This is a genomic window from Pseudomonas sp. RT4P38 (assembly GCF_054897765.1).
Genome location: NZ_CM142703.1, coordinates 389,742 through 406,241, shown reverse-complemented (window position 1 = coordinate 406,241; position 16,500 = coordinate 389,742). Strand labels below are relative to the sequence as shown.

Sequence of the window (16,500 nt, the reverse complement as noted above, 5' to 3'; positions counted from 1 at the left end):
TATCTGAAAGGGCGACTGGTTTTATCTGTGGGCTTGGTGATAATGCAACGGCTGTTTTTTTCTTTATCGAGGGCCCAATAGACTATGTGGTACGAAGGTTTTCTCGGCTTGTCGCCCTGGTCACTGGTGGCAGTCACCCTGCTGATGACCCACGTGACGATCATCGGCGTCACGGTCTATCTGCACCGTTATTCAGCCCATCGCTCCCTGGAGCTCAATGCTGGCCTGAAACATTTCTTCCGCTTCTGGCTGTGGCTGACCACGGCGCAGAACACCCGTGAGTGGACCGCTATCCACCGCAAGCACCACGCCAAATGCGAAACCGTCGATGACCCGCACAGCCCGGTCATCAAGGGTCTCTCCACCGTTCTGCGCAAAGGCGCCGAGCTGTACCGTGCCGAAGCGGAAAACCCCGAGACCCTGCGCATCTACGGCAAGAACTGCCCCGACGACTGGATCGAACGCAACCTGTACAGCCGCTTTCCGCTGCTGGGCGTGGCGATCATGGGCGTCATCGACCTGCTGCTGTTCGGCACCATAGGCATCACCATCTGGGCCATCCAGATGATGTGGATCCCGGTGTGGGCCGCCGGCGTGGTCAATGGGCTTGGCCATGCTATCGGCTACCGCAACTTCGAATGCCGCGATGCGGCGACCAATCTGGTGCCCTGGGGCATCCTGATCGGCGGCGAAGAACTGCATAACAACCATCACACCTACCCTAATTCGGCAAAACTGTCGGTGAAGAAGTGGGAATTCGATCTCGGCTGGGCCTGGATCCAGGTGTTCAGTTTCCTGCGTCTGGCCAAGGTTCAGCGGGTCGCGCCCATCGCCCACCGGGTGGAAGGCAAAGGCAACCTGGACATGGACACCGCCATGGCGATCCTCAACAACCGCTTCCAGATCATGGCCCAGTACCGCAAATTGGTGATCGCGCCGCTGGTCAAACAAGAGCTGGAAAAGGTCGATCACTCGGTCCGTCACCAGTTCCACCGCGCCAAGCGCTTGCTCTCGCGGGAAACCAGCCTGCTGGATGACAAACACCACCTGCGCATCCAGACCATGCTTGAGCACAGTCAGGCGCTGAAGGTAATTTACGAGAAACGCCTGGCCTTACAGCAGATCTGGGTCAAGACCAGCTCAAATGGTCACGATATGCTGGCCGCCATCAAGGATTGGGTACACGAAGCCGAAGCCAGCGGGATTCAATCCCTGCGCGACTTCGCCGATCAGTTGAAAACCTACTCCCTGCGCCCCGCCGCTGTCTGACGCCGTTGATCGGTGCGCCCCGTTCGTGGGCGCACCCATCGGAACTTAGCTCCAAATCCCCTATCTCAAAGACACTTCGCCATCCAGGCAGGCCGCTTTCGAACCTCGAACGGCACACGCCCTTTGAGACTTTGTGTCGATGGTCAATAAAAACCTACAAGACTCATCCCTCCCGCAGTGGCCCGAGGCCGCGCAAACCTTGCTGGCGCTGATGCATGCACAAGGCGAAGTGGCGCGCCTGAGCGAACGCGAACAGCTGTTCAGCGCTCTGCTGGTGAGCGTCAACGCGGTGCTTTGGGCCTTCGACTGGGAATCCCGTCAGGTGCTCTATGTCAGCCCAGCGTATGAACGGATTTTCGGCCGCTGCGCAGGCCTGTTGCTGTCCGACTACAACCAATGGCGCGACAGCATTTACCCCGACGACCTGGACTATGCCGAACGCAGCCTGGCCGAAGTGCTGGTCAAAGGCGCCATTGAAGACCGCGAGTACCGAATCATTACCGCCGACGGCGAGGTCCGCTGGCTCAGTGACAAGTGCTATATCAACCGCCAGGCCGAGCCGGGGCAACCCGTGATCATCGTCGGTATTGCCGAAGACATTACGGACAAGAAGCAGATGGAAACCGAGCTGCAACGCTTGGCCACCACCGACGTGCTGACCCAGAGCAGCAACCGCCGACACTTCTTCGAATGTGCCCACCGTGAATTCGAACAGGCACGGCACCAAGGCACACCGCTAGCGTTCCTGCTGCTGGACATTGATGATTTCAAAGTGATCAATGATACCTACGGCCACCTGGAGGGCGACAACGTGCTGCAGCGGATCGCCGAGAGCGGTCGCGCGGCGTTGCGTCGCGGTGATGTGTTCGGGCGGATTGGCGGTGAGGAATTCGCAGCGGTGTTTCCCGGCTGCGCACCAGACATGGCCATGCAGGTGGCCGAGCGCCTGCAGCGGGAGATTCAGCGATTAAGTTTCAGCCATGGCGACCACTCGTTCGGCATCACCGTCAGCCAGGGCCTGACCAGCCTCACCGCTGAGGACGCAAGCGTCGACAGCCTGTTTGCCCGCGCGGATGCGGCGATGTACACAGCCAAACGCCAGGGCAAGAACCGCATCATTTGCGGCTGAGGCTGAACACCGTTGGATCGTTCCTACGCTCTGCGTGGGAATGCATCTTGTGACGCTCTGCGTCACGACTTGCGAAGGGACGCGGAGCGTCCGGGGCGGCATTCCCACGCAGAGCGTGGGAACGATCTAGGCCTATTTCTTACGCAAACGCATCAATTCCGGCAATCCGATCTTGAGCAACCGCGCCGTCCGGCTCTTCGCCAGCTCCTCAATGCCTTCATGCTCGGTCAGCCGCGCCAATTGCGCAGCCATGTTCATCACCAGCGCTTCGCGCGAGTAAACCCCGCCACCGAACTGGTAGACCGCCGCAATCAGCTCTCGCAGCTCCAGCGGCAGGCGCCAGCGGGTACGCAGCGCCGAACCATAGGCCGCACCGAATTCAGCCAACGCCTCGCCGACCTCCTCCCATTCATCCAGCTCACCACCGGCCTGCTTCCATTCCTGCAAACACCGCAACAGCGCAAGGTCGCCGAGGCGATGCAGCATGCCGGCGCAATAACAGCGCTCCTGATCCAGATCCAGCAAGCGCGCCAAGGTCCGGCCATATTCGGCGGTGCGCAGCGATAACTCCCAATAGCGCTCGGCATAATCGGCCAGAAACGGTTCGCTGAGGCGGGCACTGCGCTTGAGGGCCAGCCCCAGAATCAAGTTCATGCTTTGCCCGGTGCCGAGACGGTGCAATGCCTGGGACAGGGTTTGTACGGGGGTGCCATGGTGCTGGGCCGCGCTGTTGGCGGCGGCGATCAGCACGGCGGTGATCTGCGGATCAGTACGAATCTCGTCATGCAGCAATGTCAGATCGAGGCCGTTGGGATTGAGGCTGCGTTTGACCGCCAACTGTACGTCGGTCATCAGTGGTGCGCCGTCGGCCAGCTCACGTCGACGTTCCAGGTAAACCGACAAGGTCATGCCTGGCGCCAGCGAAGGCGCTTCGCAGGACACCTCTTCACCGGCGTTCAGCAGCAAATCCTGCAGACGGTGAGTCAGATTTTCCATGTTCAGGGGTTTGGTCAGGTACGCCGCAGGCGTAAGGGGCAAGACTTCGCGCACGCTGGCGCTGTCGTTGCGACTGCTCATCAGAATGAACGGCAGCGGTGGATTGCGCTTACGCTGACGGACACTGCGCAAGACATTCAAACCATCGACGCCGGGCAGTTCCCAGTCGACGATCACCAGGTCGTAAGGGTTTTCCGCCAACAGGTGCAGCGCTTCCTGCCCATCAGCACACAGATCCAGCCGTGCGTCGCAGCGCACATTCAACAACACCTGCTTGAGCAGGTCGCGGGACCAGGGGTCGGCCTCGGCAATCAGCACACGCGGTGCAGCGGGTAACAGCACAGCAATCATTTACACACTCCAACGGTAGTGCTGGCACCTTAGTCAATGCCGGCCATTCGATACAGCGCATTTGCCATCGATGTGTTCCGGGGACACAAAAAACCCGCCGAAGCGGGTTTTTTTGTCGATCAGTTCACACTTGGCAATCAGAGCTCAGAAAAGCACTCTTCAATGATCGCCAAGCCCTTGTCCAGCTGTTCGTCCGGCGAAGTCAGCGGTACCAGGACGCGCAGAACGTTGCCGTAAGTGCCGCAGGACAGCAGGATCAGACCCTTGTCGCGAGCCTTGGCCACCACCGCTGCCACAGCAGGAGCGTTCGGCTTGTGGCTGTCGCCGTCGACGAACAGCTCGACCGCGATCATCGCGCCCAGGGCACGGACTTCGCCGATGACCGGGTATTTGGCCTGAATGGCTTTCAGGCCAGTGACCAGACGCTCGCCAACAGCCTTGCAGCGGTCCAACAGGTGCTCTTCTTCGAACACTTCCATCACGGCCAGGGCCGCGGCGCAAGCGATCGGGCTACCGGCGTAGGTGCCGCCCAGGCCGCCTGGAGCAATGGCGTCCATGTATTCGGCCTTGCCGCACACACCGGCCAACGGGAAGCCGCCAGCGATGGATTTGGCGAAGGTGGTCAGGTCGGCAGCAACGCCCATCTGTTCCATGGCGAAGAAGGTGCCGGTACGGCCAGCGCCAGTCTGCACTTCGTCAGCGATCAACAGGATGCCGTGCTGGTCGCACAGAGCGCGCAGGCGCTTCATGAACTCTTTAGGCGCGACGTAGAAACCGCCTTCGCCCTGAACCGGCTCAATGATGATGGCAGCGATGTCACGCGGCTCGGCGTCGTTCTTGAAGATGCGTTCGATGCTGGCGATCGAATCGTCGATGCTCACACCGTGCAGTTCGTTCGGGTACAGCGCGCGGAAGATGCCGCCTGGCATCAGGCCCATGCCGGCCGAGTAAGGCACGACTTTACCGGTCAGGCCCAGGGTCATCATGGTGCGACCGTGGTAAGCGCCGGTGAAGGCGATCACGCCGGCACGGCCAGTGGCGGCACGGGCGATTTTCACGGCGTTTTCCACAGCTTCGGAACCAGTGGTCACCAGCAGGGTTTTCTTGGCGAAATCACCTGGCACCTTGGCGTTGATTTTTTCGCACAGCTCTACGTACGGCTCGTAAGCCAGTACCTGGAAACAGGTGTGGGTCAGCTTGTTCAGCTGCGCGGTCACGGCGGCGATGATTTTCGGGTGCAGGTGACCGGTGTTCAGCACGGCGATACCGCCGGCGAAGTCGATGAACTCGCGACCTTCAACATCGGTCACGGTGGCGTTCTTCGCGGACTCGGCGAAGATCGGGTGAATCTGGCCAACACCGCGTGGTACAGCGGCTTCGCGGCGTTTCATCAGGGATGCGTTAGTCTTGCTCATAAAGTCCTCATTCACCGCTCATCGGGCGGCGTGGTTCAAGGAAAATGCGGCGGGGAGGCAACTACGGCAGCATGCGATGATCGACTGCCATAGCTTTCCCGGCCACAGAGAAAATTTCGTTTGAAGCGCACAAAGGGACAGCGCTCTCGTGCCCTTTGCGCTTGAAGCAATGCCTTGCCGGACTGATTAGATGCCCAAGCAGAGGTATTTGATTTCCAGGTAATCTTCGATGCCGTACTTGGAGCCTTCACGGCCCAGGCCCGAGGCCTTGATGCCGCCGAACGGCGCGACTTCGTTGGAGATCAACCCGGTGTTGACGCCGACCATGCCGTATTCCAGGGCTTCAGCCACACGGAACACACGACCCAGGTCGCGAGCATAGAAGTACGAAGCCAGACCGAACTCGGTGTCGTTGGACATCGCGATCACTTCGGCTTCGTCTTTGAAGCGGAACAGCGGAGCCAATGGACCGAACGTTTCTTCTTTGGCCACGGCAGCGTTCTTCGGCACGTTGGTCAGAATGGTCGGTTCGAAGAAGTTGCCTTCCATGACCTTGCCACCGGCCAGCACGGTTGCGCCTTTGCTGATCGCATCAGCAATGTGCTCTTGAACCTTGGCCACGGCTTTTTCGTCGATCAGCGGGCCAGTGGTGGTGCCTTCTTCAAGACCGTTGCCGATCTTGAGTTTGGCCACAGCCACTTTCAGTTTCTCGGCGAACGCGTCGTAGACCGAATCCTGAATGTACAGACGGTTGGCGCAGACGCAGGTCTGGCCGTTGTTGCGGTACTTGGAAATGATCGCGCCTTCGACGGCCTTATCCAGGTCCGCGTCGTCGAACACGATGAACGGCGCGTTGCCGCCCAATTCCAGGGAGACTTTCTTGATGTCCTTGGCACATTCGGCCATCAGCTGACGACCGATCTCGGTCGAGCCAGTAAAGGACAGTTTGCGCACGATCGGGTTGCTGGTCAGCTCGCTGCCAATGTCGCCGGCACTGCCGGACACAACACTGAACACGCCGTTCGGAATGCCGGCACGCTGGGCCAGTTCAGCCAGAGCGAATGCCGAGAATGGAGTTTGCGAAGCAGGCTTGAGCACCATGGTGCAACCGGCGGCCAGAGCTGGGCCGGCTTTACGGGTGATCATTGCGGCCGGGAAGTTCCACGGGGTGATTGCAGCGGTCACGCCGATTGGCTGCTTGATCACGATCAGGCGCTTGTCTGGCTGGTGGCCCGGAATCACATCACCGTAGACGCGCTTGGCTTCTTCGGCGAACCACTCGATAAAGGAAGCGGCGTAAACGATTTCGCCCTTGGCTTCGGCCAATGGCTTGCCCTGTTCCAGAGTCATCAGGCGAGCCAGATCATCCTGGTTCTCGATGATCAGTTCGAACCAGCGACGCAGCTTGTTCGCACGGTCCTTGGCGGTCAGTGCACGCCAGGCCGGCAGCGCTTTGTCAGCGGCTTCGATCGCACGGCGAGTTTCGGCAGCGCCCATTTTCGGCACGGTGCCCAGAATTTCGCCCGTTGCCGGGTTGTTGACCTTGATCGTTTGACCATTGTCCGCATCAACCCAAGCGCCATCGATAAAGGCTTGCTGGCGGAACAACTGGGTGTCTTTAAGCTGCATGTCGGCTTTCCTTAACAGCACCGCGGCAAGCGCGGAGCGAATTATGATTGTAGAAAGGCGCCTTGTAGGCTGCCGTCAGGGAAATCATTCACCGGGCTGAAGCACATAAATAGCGCACTGATTGAAACTCGTGCGGTTCAGCACCCAGACAAGAGCGTTTGAAATCTCAAACGAATCCTAGGATCAAAGGGGGTAAAGGACAATAGCCTGTTCGAAAAAAAGAACGAAAACGCCGCATTTGCCTAATTTTTCTGATCAACGTAGCAAACACAGGTTACGCTTTGGAAAACCGCAGGCGATTCAGCAGCATGGACGCCCGCAGCGCATATGAGTATCATGGCGCCCGCATTGCACCAGTAGCTCAGCTGGATAGAGTACTGCCCTCCGAAGGCAGTGGTCGTGGGTTCGAATCCCGCCTGGTGCACCATACGTAGAAACGAGAAAGCCTCAGACCGCAGGGTCTGGGGCTTTTTTGTGGAACTCGGGAAAGTTTGGCAAAACGGATGACCATTAATGATTGTTGGTCGAAGACTCGAACAAGCGCCCTATGTCTCTCGCACCATGCAACACCCGCTCAATCCGTATGTCGTTTTCGACTTGGCAATAAAAGATCAGATACGAGCCGTGGCTTATTCTGCGCAAGCCTTTTGCGCAATCCTCTTGGGAAACGCCAAGAACAGGCTGTTCAAGAAGTAGCTCACATTGCCTGCGGAGCTCGCCAACAAAAGACTTGGCCCTGACAGGATTGTCCCTGGCGATAAAACGGGCAATTTGCTGCAAATCGTCACGCGCCATCGCGGTGAGTATCAGTCGCCTCATCGACGATTTTGCTCGGTTGCGACGTCATCAATAATGGCATCCAGCTCCGCAAAAACCGTGTCCGCATCAATGTCTGGGCGCGGGTCATTTCTACTGGCAGCAATCGCCTCGCGAATCTCGGCAGCCTGCAATCGATCAAGAAGCCGTTGATAAGCCGCCTGCGGCAAAAGGTAGGCGGCCGGGCGATTGTGGTTCAGCACCGCCACCGGCTCTGATCCGGCCTGCTCAATCACAGTGCTTGGGCTGCGCTTGAGTTCTGTGATGCTGACTGAGCGGCTAGCAAGTAGTTGCTCCATGAGCAGGCTCCAAGGTACTGAAAAAGGTACCTGATAGTGCTCGATTTACCTTCACGCGGTCAACGTACATCTGATCAGCAACCACCCAAGCTAAACAAATGCCGATACATCTCTGTTCTTCCGTCCCAAGCACATTAAGGTTTTCATACGCGCCTTGTTTCTGGACAGGAGGTCCTCGATGTTGCTTGACCCGTACCTTAATCAACCTTACCTACCAAAGCTTTCGTATTGGGTCGGCAGCTTTAGTGTGTATGACAGGGAGGAAACCTTGGGTGAAGAGTTGAACAAGTACGATCCCAACGACCCAGTGGATCGTGACCTACTGATTCGACGGTACTGTCTGCGCTTGCTCCCACGGGAAACTTTCCGTCACCGCAGGGCAGAATATGACTTGCTTGAGCAGGCATTAGCCGATCCAGATTTCGACTTCGCTGCTGTCTGGGAAGATGATGAAGACGAAGAATATCTTTACGACTACTGGTCTTGGCCAAGTGACTGGCCAGAAATCGCTGACCCTCGAGGTTTATTCCAGGCCATTAGAGACATTGCCGAAGAGGTCTGGCAGGAAGATCTGCGGCGCTCCAAGCTGCCTACTCTTCAGAGTTGCAGAGAAATACCTGAGCGCGATCTTGGAACCCGCGACTGGTTGTTCCGCGTAGACAACCCTCAAGACTGGACGGAAGTTTTCAATCTCGCCGTCACTCCTAACGACCTAACAACTCAAGGTCCGGTTTTTCACAAAGAAGGTTTCACAATAAGCATTGAGGGTCCGTTAAACAGCCTGATTTTTCGACCGTCGCATTGGCCCCCAAGCACCGCGTTCAGCTATTGCAATCTCGATGCAACGGTCTCAGGCATCAGCGAAGTGGAAGTACGCGGTAGCCAGTTTGCCGGCCCATTAAGAGGAGTGCTGACGCGACTTCGGGATGGATACTACCTTCGCCTGGAAATAGGTTTCGACTGCGTGATCGAATGTGTCGCTCTTCATGTACGCATAAGCAACGTGATTGGAAGCCATCGAACCAAAAAGTATGGGTCGCGCTAATACAAAAAAACCGCCGAAGCGGTTTTTTCATTCAGTCGTCCAATCAAACTCGTCGTATTCATCATCCTCTTCGTCCTCGTCCTCGTCCTCGTCCTCGTCCTCGTCCTCTTCATCATCAAGAACGTCTTCCTCAAACGCTTCTTCTGCCTGCTTCGCCAGCAGAAACTCCTTACGGCTCTCAGTAACCGCGCGCCGCAATTCCTGACCCTTCTCCGGGCAGTTGAGCATTTGGGCGATGCGATCGATTTTTTTCGCCATGGCTTCCTCCAACGCATCGGCTATGGGCCGATAGTGCGCGCTTTCCGGCGTCGATGCCAAATTGGCGACCGCTGTGTCCTTCATTTTTTCTGCAACGCCTTGAGTCGGGCCGTGAGGTTTTCGTCAGGGAAACGCTTGTGCAATGTTTTCAACAGGGCATCAGCGGCTTGAGTCTGACCGGCCTTTTGCAGGCGCACCACTTCACGCAATTGCTCATCCAGGGTTTTCGCCGGAGCTGCTGCCCGTTTGCTGACCTTTGCTTCATCAGCATTGATCGATTCACTCTGCGCGGGTGCGGCAAAATCGGCCATTGGCGCCGCGGGCGCGGGAGCAGCCAACGAGCGAGCAGTCGAAGATGGTGCCTCCGCAGCTTCTTTTTTGGCGACCGGTGCAGACGCTTTGGGTGCAGGAGCGAAGTCGTAACTCGGCAGTTGCTCCTCCGTGCGTTGCACCAGTGCAATCATCAGGGACACCCCGACGAGGCTGGCAAATGCGACCTGCCAACGGGGTTTGTGGCAGGCCTGAACCCAGCGTTTCCACAGGCCTGGCTTCTGCACAGGGACTTCGCGTTGCGCTGTGGCGAGGATGAAGGCGTCGAGATGGGACGGTGGTTCGCCGGCCGCATGTTCGCGAAAATGCTGCAGCACGTGGTCTTCTGGTGTAGGTCGGGCGTCAGTCATGTCAGTACCTCCTCGGCCAGCAGCCGACGCAGTTTTTGCTGGGCGTAGCGCAAGCGGCTTTTGACGGTTTCCAGCGGTGTTTCGGTGAGGGTGGCGATCTGCGGCAGGTCGAGATCGCCGTGGGCGCGGAGCAGGAACACTTCGCGCTGGTCAGCGGGCAAGTTTTGCAGGGCCGCTTCGAGGCGCTGGTTGTCGCGGCTCAGGCTCAGCAGTTGTTCGGGATCGGCAGTGTCATCGCTCAGCGCGTGGATCTGTTCGTCGTAGCTATCGTGCAACGGGTTGTGGATGCCGTGTTTGCGCCAGTGATCGATCAGTCGATTGCGGGCAATCTGGTAAAGCCAGGTACGAAAATTCGCCCGGCCTTGTGGCTGACTGGTGCTGCGGATCAGGCTCAACCAGGTTTCCTGGTAAACCTCTTCGGCCAGTTCGGACTTGCCGCTCAGGCCAAGCAGGAATCGGTAGAGCCCTTGGCGGTGACGGGCGTACAAAATCTCGAACGCTGGCCCGTCGCCTGCGCGATAACGGGCCAGCAGAGATTCGTCGCTCGATTCAGGAGCAGACATTTCAGTTGTAGCCTCCTTTAAGCGGCTCACTATTCGATGCAGTCGTGGTTCGCAGACTTTGCGCCAACTCCACCAACTGCACGAATTCTGCACGCAGACCAAATCGATCGTCGCCCCGCGCACCGCGCGCCAAAGCCTCGGTATCCTTCAAGCTGAAATCACCGGTATAACGCCCGTCCTTGAGCTGCTGGGAAAACGCCGCCACGGCCGCCGCAAATCGCAGATCATCACTGGCTTTGCCGAGCACACTGTTGACGATCGGCCGCTCGATCAAGCGACTATTCCCACCCTCAGGCGACTGATAGCGCACTCGCAACATCGCCAATTCCCCAGTCTTTTCGGAAACAGCGGCCCCAGGATTGCCATACCGCAGCGGCTCCAGCCAGCCCTTCTCGCCCTTGGGCACAATTTCGTACAACGCCGTCACCGTATGCCCTGCGCCGATTTCACCGGCATCGACCTTGTCGTTACTGAAATCCTCACGCTTCAACGCACGATTCTCATACCCCAATAGCCGATATTCACTGACCTGTACCGGGTTGAACTCCACTTGCAGCTTCACGTTCTTCGCCACAACCGCGAGGGTCGAGCCGAGCTGATCCACCAGCACCTTGCGCGCCTCGCGCAGGTTGTCGATGTAGGCATAGTTGCCGTCGCCGGCATCGGCCAACTGTTCCATCAGGTGTTCATTGTAGTTATCCACACCAAAACCCAATGTGGTCAGGGAAACACCGGTCTTGCGCTTATCCACAGCCATTTGCTTGAGGCTGTCGAAGTCGCTGATGCCGACATTGAAGTCACCGTCGGTGGCCAACAGGATGCGGTTGATGCCCTTGGGAATAAACGCCTGCTGCGCCATCTGATACGCCAGTTCGATGCCTGATGCCCCTGCGGTAGAGCCGCCGGCAGTCAGGTGCTCGATGGCTGTGCGAATCTTCGCTTTTTCCCGCCCGGAAGTCGGCTCCAGCACCACACGCGATTCGCCGGCGTAGACGACCAACGAAACCCGATCCTGCTCGCGCAATTGATCAACCAGCAATTTGAGGGTGCTTTTGACCAGCGGCAAACCCTCGCGTCGGTCCATCGAGCCGGACACGTCCACCAGAAACACCAGGTTCGCCGGGGCCAGTTCCGCGACCGAGCGGTCCGAGGCCTTGATGCCGATGCGCAGCAATCGGGTATGCGGGTTCCACGGCGACGGCGCCAGCTCGGTGGTCACGCCGAAGGGTGAGCCATCGGTAGGCAATGCGTAATCGTAGGGAAAGTAATTGACCATTTCCTCCAGTCGCACCGCACCTTCGGGTGGCAGGCGCCCTTGATTGAGCAAGCGGCGGACGTTGGCGTAAGCACCGGTATCGACGTCGGCGCTGAAGGTCGAGACGGGCGCTTCGGCCACGCTGTGAATCGGGTTATCCGCCAGCGCTTGATACTGCTCCCGCTGCTCATCCCGATAGCCCTGCGGATACGCCTCGCCCGCGGGCATCGGCGCATAGCTCGCCGTCGGTGCCGTACGCACGCTGCGCTTGGCCATCGAAGTGTCCGCCATGACAGCCTCGCTGCGCACCAATGTTTCAGCCGGCAGTGCACCTTGAGCCGGTGGCGACACAGAAGCGGAATCAGGCTTGGATGAAACGCCGCAACCGGCAATGGCCAGCAGCAACCCGGCGGCGAAACCCTGGACGGCCGGGCGGAGGAAATGCAGAGGGAGGGACATGGGGGCTGACCTCAGGAGGAAATTGATCCATTCATCCTCTGAGACGGACAGCCCCGTCGATTCGGGTTAAGACCGCTGAAAAAAACTTCAGCGGTGATAACGCCGCACCACACTGCTGTTTTTCAGCACATGGCCTTTGATTTTTTCCAGTAGTTGCGCGCGTGTCAGGCCGGCGGACAAAGCTTCCGGCGCCAGGTCCAGGGCGTAGAGCTGGATGATGTAATGGTGCGCGCTGTCGCCGACCGGCGGGCAAGGTCCGACATAACCGGTGGTGCCTTTGCTGTTGGTGCCACCGACGCCTTCAAGGGCGGATTTTGCGCCGACACCGGCGGCAATCTGATGAGTCGTGGCTTTGATGCCGTAATGCACCCAGTGATCGACGCCTTGGCCTTTTTGGCCGTCAGGATCGTGCATGACAATGGCGTAACTCAGGGTACCCGCCGGGCCGGCGTTCCAGTTCAAGGCCGGTGACTGGTTGTGCCCACCACAATTGGGCGCATCGCTGGCGGCAGCCGAGGTAAACAGTCGATCGTCGGTGACACCTGGAATGTTCAGGGTAAAACGCTCCTGGGCCTGCGCCGGAAATTGCACGCAAAGGGCGACTGCAACGGCCGCCAGCCAAGGGTTCAGAGAGGTCAATCGGGGCATACCGGAGCACCTTGTGCGGGTGGGGCCGTCGTCGGCGTGCAAACTATAGCCGGACCGTTCATTCGGTGGCAGCGGGAATTGGCTGAACCTCCAGATAAGCGCCAAACTCTTAAGTGAAACGCTTGCCTGGAGAATAATCATGGCACTGCACCGCGTTGCCTGTTACGCCGACGTTCCCGAAGACCGTGGCCTGGAAGTGCGGATCGCGGACACCAAAATCCTCCTGCTGCGGGCCGGCGATCAATTGCGCGCCTATCAGGGCGAATGCCCCCATGCCGGTGCGCCGCTGGCCGAAGGTGCGCTGTGTCATGGACGGCTGATCTGCCCGTGGCACAAGGCAACGTTTCGGATCGAGGACGGCGCGCTGTGCGAACCGCCGGCCCTGGACAGCCTCAAGCGCTATCCCCTTGAGGTACGCGAAGATGAGGTCTGGGTCGACGATCAGCCGATGTCCGACGCTCACACCCCACCGGCCGACGATGAGCGAACGTTTGTGATCATAGGCGCCGGCGCCGCAGGCACGGCGGGTGCCGCGGCGCTGCGGGAGAGAGGCTTCGGTGGCCGGGTGCTGTTGATCGACCGTGAAACCGACGCCGGTTACGACCGCACGGTCTTGAGCAAATTCGTGATTGCCGGGGAGATGCCACCGGAAGAAGTCCCGCCGCTGCGTGATGAACACTTTTACCAAGAGCAGCGCATTGAGCGAGTAAACGCTGAAGTGACGAGCCTGGACGCCGCGAACAAGACCTTGCGCCTGGCTGATGGTCAATCGCTGAGCTACGACGCTGCCCTGCTCGCCACCGGTGGCACACCCAATCCGCTTACGTTGCCTGGCGCCGACCTGCCGCAGGTGTTCGTGCTGCGTTCGAAGGATCAGGCGCAACGGATTCTGGGCTCGGCAAAACCAAGCCAACGAGCGGTGATCATCGGCGACAGTTTTATTGCCATGGAATCCGCGTCCTCCCTGCGTCAATACGGCCTGGACGTCACCGTTCTGGCCCGCCACGCAGTGCCTTTTGCCAAACAGTTTGGCGAAGCCGTCGGCAAGGCAATTCGTGCCCTGCACGAGGCCAACGGCGTGGTGTTTCATACGGATGGCGAAGCAACGCACATCGAAGGAACCGCCAGGGTCGAAGCAGTGCGCCTGGACAACGGTCAACGTTTACCGGCGGATCTGGTGTTGGTCGGCATTGGCGTCAGCCCGGCAACCGGCGCATTTACCGGCCTGCCCACGGAAAAGGACCAGTCACTGAAGGTCGACGGCGGGATGCGCGTGGCCGATGGGCTTTGGGCCGCCGGCGATATCGCGACCTTCCCGCTCAACGGCCAGCCCCAACGGATCGAACACTGGCGCCTGGCCCAGCAACACGCACGGGTCGCGGCGATGAACATGCTCGGCGGCGACGAGCATTACCTCGGCGTGCCGTATTTCTGGACCTGGCACTTCGGTAAAAACTACGACTACCTTGGACTCGCCGAAACCTGGGACGAGGTCGAGTTCAAAGGCGACCCCGACCATCCACCCTTTATCGGCCTGTTCGGCAAGGAGGGATTGGTGGTCGCCGCAGTGGCTTGCGATGAAGAACGTGCAATAGCGATGCTCGCCGAACGGATGAAACAGCCGTTGCCGGTGGATGAGGCGTGGCGGCTGATTCGGGACGTTGGCTAGAAACGCTATGTTCATAACCAGGCTGGAATACTGATCATGTATTAGCTGCAAATGCGGGCAACAAACCTGCCTTTACGCGTTCCTTGCGGATAGACAGAGCGCGTTGCCTTGTCCAGGTGACCACCCTGACGCACAAAACTGACCGCTTCATTGTTACGACGACTGCGCATCCAGGTGATCCATTGCAACAGTTCAGGGTGCCCCAGTTGATCGATAAGCAGTAAAAACTGTTCACGCCAGCGCGTACTGCCGCCCATGCCCAACCCTGAGCGCCGTTTAAGGTCCGGGATACTTTGGCCATCCATCACCCCTTTCACAAAATCGACCCAGAGTTCAGGTCGAATCATCCCGACCAGCGGCGTCCCGGACAGAATGGAAAAGCAGGTCACGCAGGGATCGCACTTGAACTTCGGGCGAATGCCTTTAATTCGATAGGTCCGCGTTCCCCCACACCTTGGGCACGTCGCGTGCTGTGCGTTCAGCATCGTTTCAATCCAAGTGATGACCGCTTGCTGTTGCGCTGCAATGTGTTCGGGCGGTTGCAGGTTTTCCCGGTAATGGCGTGTCGTCCACCACTGGTGCAACTCAGGACACTCCTCCGCCATCACCTCCCGAACCGCCTGCCCCCAGCTGAAGTAGACCTTGTGGTTCACCCCCAAACGCGGCGCGATCTGGACGCTGGACCAACCGGCCAGCAGGTACACGGCAAACGTTGACCACAGGTCCATCCGGCGCATGTGTGCAAAGGGCGAATCGCTCAAACTGTTGCAGCTCTTGCGACAGGAACCGCAGTAGTAACGTGGGAGCCGTTGTAGGGCCAAATGATTTTGCAGGTTCAAGTTGGTGTGGCCACACCAGGGGCAGTACTTCACTCGCCGATGTGGCAATTCGTGCAGATAGCGAATCAAACGATCGGCGTCGGGGCGCAGGTTCGCCGGGAGGCATACGTCGTAGTCCGGTAGTTCGCCGTGTCCGGGAGTTGGTAGTGAGGGAAGTTGAGACATTACAGTTTCTAAGACTGTTCCATAAGCAACGCTTGTTCCGCCTGCGCGGCCAGTTCAGCCTCGCGTTTGGCTATGGCTTCTTCCAGCTCTGGAGAGCGTTTGGCCCACTGCTCGGAAGGCAAGGGTTTTGACCATTCGATGATGTCGGGATAGGGCACGTCAGGGGGCGGAACGCCGTCGTCGCGGGGTACGCAAAATTCTCGGAACTGGCGATTGAAGCGCATCAACAGTGGCACTGCATGTAATAGATCCATAATTAAAATCATCGCAAATCCCCCCCAACCCAAAAAATCTCTTAAACAAAATCGGAATATAACTTCGACCGCAGTACAACACCATCACAACTACCAACTCACACCAGAAACTTCCTTATGCTTCTTACAGGGAAATTTATTTCACTCAGCGACAATGTAAAATCATTTAAAAAACGATTTAACTCAGACTTACTCAAAGACAAAACAAAACGAAATTGCTTTCCGTCATTTGTTTCAATTACAACACCACGATCCCGAACCCTGAGCCACCCATCTTGAACATAGCCTGAAACGGATCTAATACCGGCGATAGACAGCACGTGTATAAATCGCTCTGAACCTAACGACATTTCGACAGAGACGCCTGCCGAACTGAAACAAACATTCAAAACTCTCTCGATGAGATTACTATCGATAGACTTACCCTTACTCTCAGACCACTCCACCACCACAATAATTACTGTCAAAACGAGAAGTAACGCACCTAAACCAAGCATCGCATATGCAAAAGCTTCAGAATACTTTGGCACCAAAAAAAAACGCACAATGGCGACTACGAATACCAGAAAACCAAACATTACATAGGTAGTTGCAACCATTAACCTCCACCACAGAGAGCATGTTATTTCAGATACGACTTCAGATATCACTTCAGATGACGCTCTAGGATAACGATAGGTCTTCTCGATGTAACTCAATGGAATTATCACACTCACTTCAACTTCTCCGCTTACAAAATCAGTTAACAACATTGTTAAAAT

17 protein-coding genes and 1 tRNA gene are annotated in these 16,500 nt (G+C 57.9%); 5 read left to right on the top strand and 13 right to left on the bottom strand.

What is annotated here, in order from left to right; translation table 11 throughout:
* The first annotated feature begins 84 nt into the window (after positions 1-84).
* Positions 85-1,269 carry a delta-9 fatty acid desaturase DesA gene (gene desA / locus ACYZT7_RS01870; RefSeq protein WP_462039721.1) on the top strand — a complete coding sequence of 395 codons (1,185 nt, stop codon included), beginning with the start codon at positions 85-87 and terminating at the stop codon, positions 1,267-1,269.
* Positions 1,270-1,408: 139 nt separating this feature from the next.
* Positions 1,409-2,398: a GGDEF domain-containing protein gene (locus ACYZT7_RS01865; protein WP_462039720.1), complete on the top strand. Its 990-nt coding sequence runs from the start codon at positions 1,409-1,411 to the stop codon at positions 2,396-2,398.
* 132 nt (positions 2,399-2,530) lie between these two features.
* Here the strand turns inward: ACYZT7_RS01865 and ACYZT7_RS01860 are convergent, their stop codons facing one another.
* From ACYZT7_RS01860 to gabD, 3 genes are all read right to left on the bottom strand, one after another.
* Positions 2,531-3,745 carry an HDOD domain-containing protein gene (locus ACYZT7_RS01860; RefSeq protein WP_462039719.1) on the bottom strand — a complete coding sequence of 405 codons (1,215 nt, stop codon included), beginning with the start codon at positions 3,743-3,745 and terminating at the stop codon, positions 2,531-2,533.
* A gap of 137 nt (positions 3,746-3,882) precedes the next feature.
* Entirely contained in the window at positions 3,883-5,160 is a 1,278-nt protein-coding gene (gene gabT / locus ACYZT7_RS01855) for a 4-aminobutyrate--2-oxoglutarate transaminase (protein ID WP_134419251.1), read from the bottom strand.
* Positions 5,161-5,346: 186 nt separating this feature from the next.
* Positions 5,347-6,789: an NADP-dependent succinate-semialdehyde dehydrogenase gene (gene gabD / locus ACYZT7_RS01850; protein WP_054050229.1), complete on the bottom strand. Its 1,443-nt coding sequence runs from the start codon at positions 6,787-6,789 to the stop codon at positions 5,347-5,349.
* A gap of 350 nt (positions 6,790-7,139) precedes the next feature.
* Between gabD and ACYZT7_RS01845 the strand changes: the two genes are divergently transcribed.
* Positions 7,140-7,216 (top strand) — tRNA-Arg (locus ACYZT7_RS01845).
* A gap of 83 nt (positions 7,217-7,299) precedes the next feature.
* On the opposite strand, the gene ACYZT7_RS01840 is transcribed toward ACYZT7_RS01845, so the two are convergent.
* Together ACYZT7_RS01840 and ACYZT7_RS01835 are read right to left on the bottom strand one after the other, a co-directional pair.
* Positions 7,300-7,584: a type II toxin-antitoxin system RelE/ParE family toxin gene (locus ACYZT7_RS01840; protein WP_462039718.1), complete on the bottom strand. Its 285-nt coding sequence runs from the start codon at positions 7,582-7,584 to the stop codon at positions 7,300-7,302.
* Positions 7,585-7,604: 20 nt separating this feature from the next.
* Positions 7,605-7,904 carry a type II toxin-antitoxin system prevent-host-death family antitoxin gene (locus ACYZT7_RS01835; protein ID WP_462039717.1) on the bottom strand — a complete coding sequence of 100 codons (300 nt, stop codon included), beginning with the start codon at positions 7,902-7,904 and terminating at the stop codon, positions 7,605-7,607.
* Positions 7,905-8,082: 178 nt separating this feature from the next.
* On the opposite strand from ACYZT7_RS01835, the gene ACYZT7_RS01830 reads away from it, so the two are divergent.
* Complete coding sequence (locus ACYZT7_RS01830; RefSeq protein WP_462039716.1) at positions 8,083-8,949, top strand: hypothetical protein; 867 nt, start codon at positions 8,083-8,085, stop codon at positions 8,947-8,949.
* 27 nt (positions 8,950-8,976) lie between these two features.
* Here ACYZT7_RS01830 and ACYZT7_RS01825 read toward each other — a convergent pair whose 3' ends face one another.
* From ACYZT7_RS01825 to ACYZT7_RS01805, 5 genes are all read right to left on the bottom strand, one after another.
* Complete coding sequence (locus ACYZT7_RS01825; protein ID WP_462041728.1) at positions 8,977-9,267, bottom strand: hypothetical protein; 291 nt, start codon at positions 9,265-9,267, stop codon at positions 8,977-8,979.
* Between the two features lie 20 nt (positions 9,268-9,287).
* The gene (locus ACYZT7_RS01820) at positions 9,288-9,887 is read right to left on the bottom strand and encodes a hypothetical protein (protein WP_462039715.1); all 600 of its coding nucleotides are present in this window, start codon (positions 9,885-9,887) and stop codon (positions 9,288-9,290) included.
* A complete protein-coding gene (locus ACYZT7_RS01815; RefSeq protein ID WP_282483175.1) occupies positions 9,884-10,450 on the bottom strand; it encodes an RNA polymerase sigma factor in 567 nt (188 codons plus the stop codon). Before ACYZT7_RS01815 ends, ACYZT7_RS01820 begins: the two co-directional genes overlap by 4 nt.
* Position 10,451: 1 nt before the next feature.
* Positions 10,452-12,164 carry a vWA domain-containing protein gene (locus tag ACYZT7_RS01810; RefSeq protein WP_462039714.1) on the bottom strand — a complete coding sequence of 571 codons (1,713 nt, stop codon included), beginning with the start codon at positions 12,162-12,164 and terminating at the stop codon, positions 10,452-10,454.
* Positions 12,165-12,251: 87 nt separating this feature from the next.
* Positions 12,252-12,812: a YbhB/YbcL family Raf kinase inhibitor-like protein gene (locus tag ACYZT7_RS01805; RefSeq protein ID WP_462039713.1), complete on the bottom strand. Its 561-nt coding sequence runs from the start codon at positions 12,810-12,812 to the stop codon at positions 12,252-12,254.
* A gap of 139 nt (positions 12,813-12,951) precedes the next feature.
* On the opposite strand from ACYZT7_RS01805, the gene ACYZT7_RS01800 reads away from it, so the two are divergent.
* Entirely contained in the window at positions 12,952-14,481 is a 1,530-nt protein-coding gene (locus ACYZT7_RS01800; protein ID WP_462039712.1) for an FAD-dependent oxidoreductase, read from the top strand.
* Positions 14,482-14,522: 41 nt separating this feature from the next.
* Here the strand turns inward: ACYZT7_RS01800 and ACYZT7_RS01795 are convergent, their stop codons facing one another.
* The 3 genes from ACYZT7_RS01795 to ACYZT7_RS01785 all read right to left on the bottom strand — a co-directional run bounded on the left by ACYZT7_RS01795 (position 14,523) and on the right by ACYZT7_RS01785 (position 16,338).
* Complete coding sequence (locus tag ACYZT7_RS01795) at positions 14,523-15,485, bottom strand: transposase (RefSeq protein WP_462039711.1); 963 nt, start codon at positions 15,483-15,485, stop codon at positions 14,523-14,525.
* A gap of 8 nt (positions 15,486-15,493) precedes the next feature.
* Entirely contained in the window at positions 15,494-15,739 is a 246-nt protein-coding gene (locus ACYZT7_RS01790; RefSeq protein ID WP_462041897.1) for a hypothetical protein, read from the bottom strand.
* A 98-nt stretch (positions 15,740-15,837) separates the two neighbouring features.
* The gene (locus tag ACYZT7_RS01785; RefSeq protein WP_462039710.1) at positions 15,838-16,338 is read right to left on the bottom strand and encodes a hypothetical protein; all 501 of its coding nucleotides are present in this window, start codon (positions 16,336-16,338) and stop codon (positions 15,838-15,840) included.
* Positions 16,339-16,500: the final 162 nt, after the last annotated feature.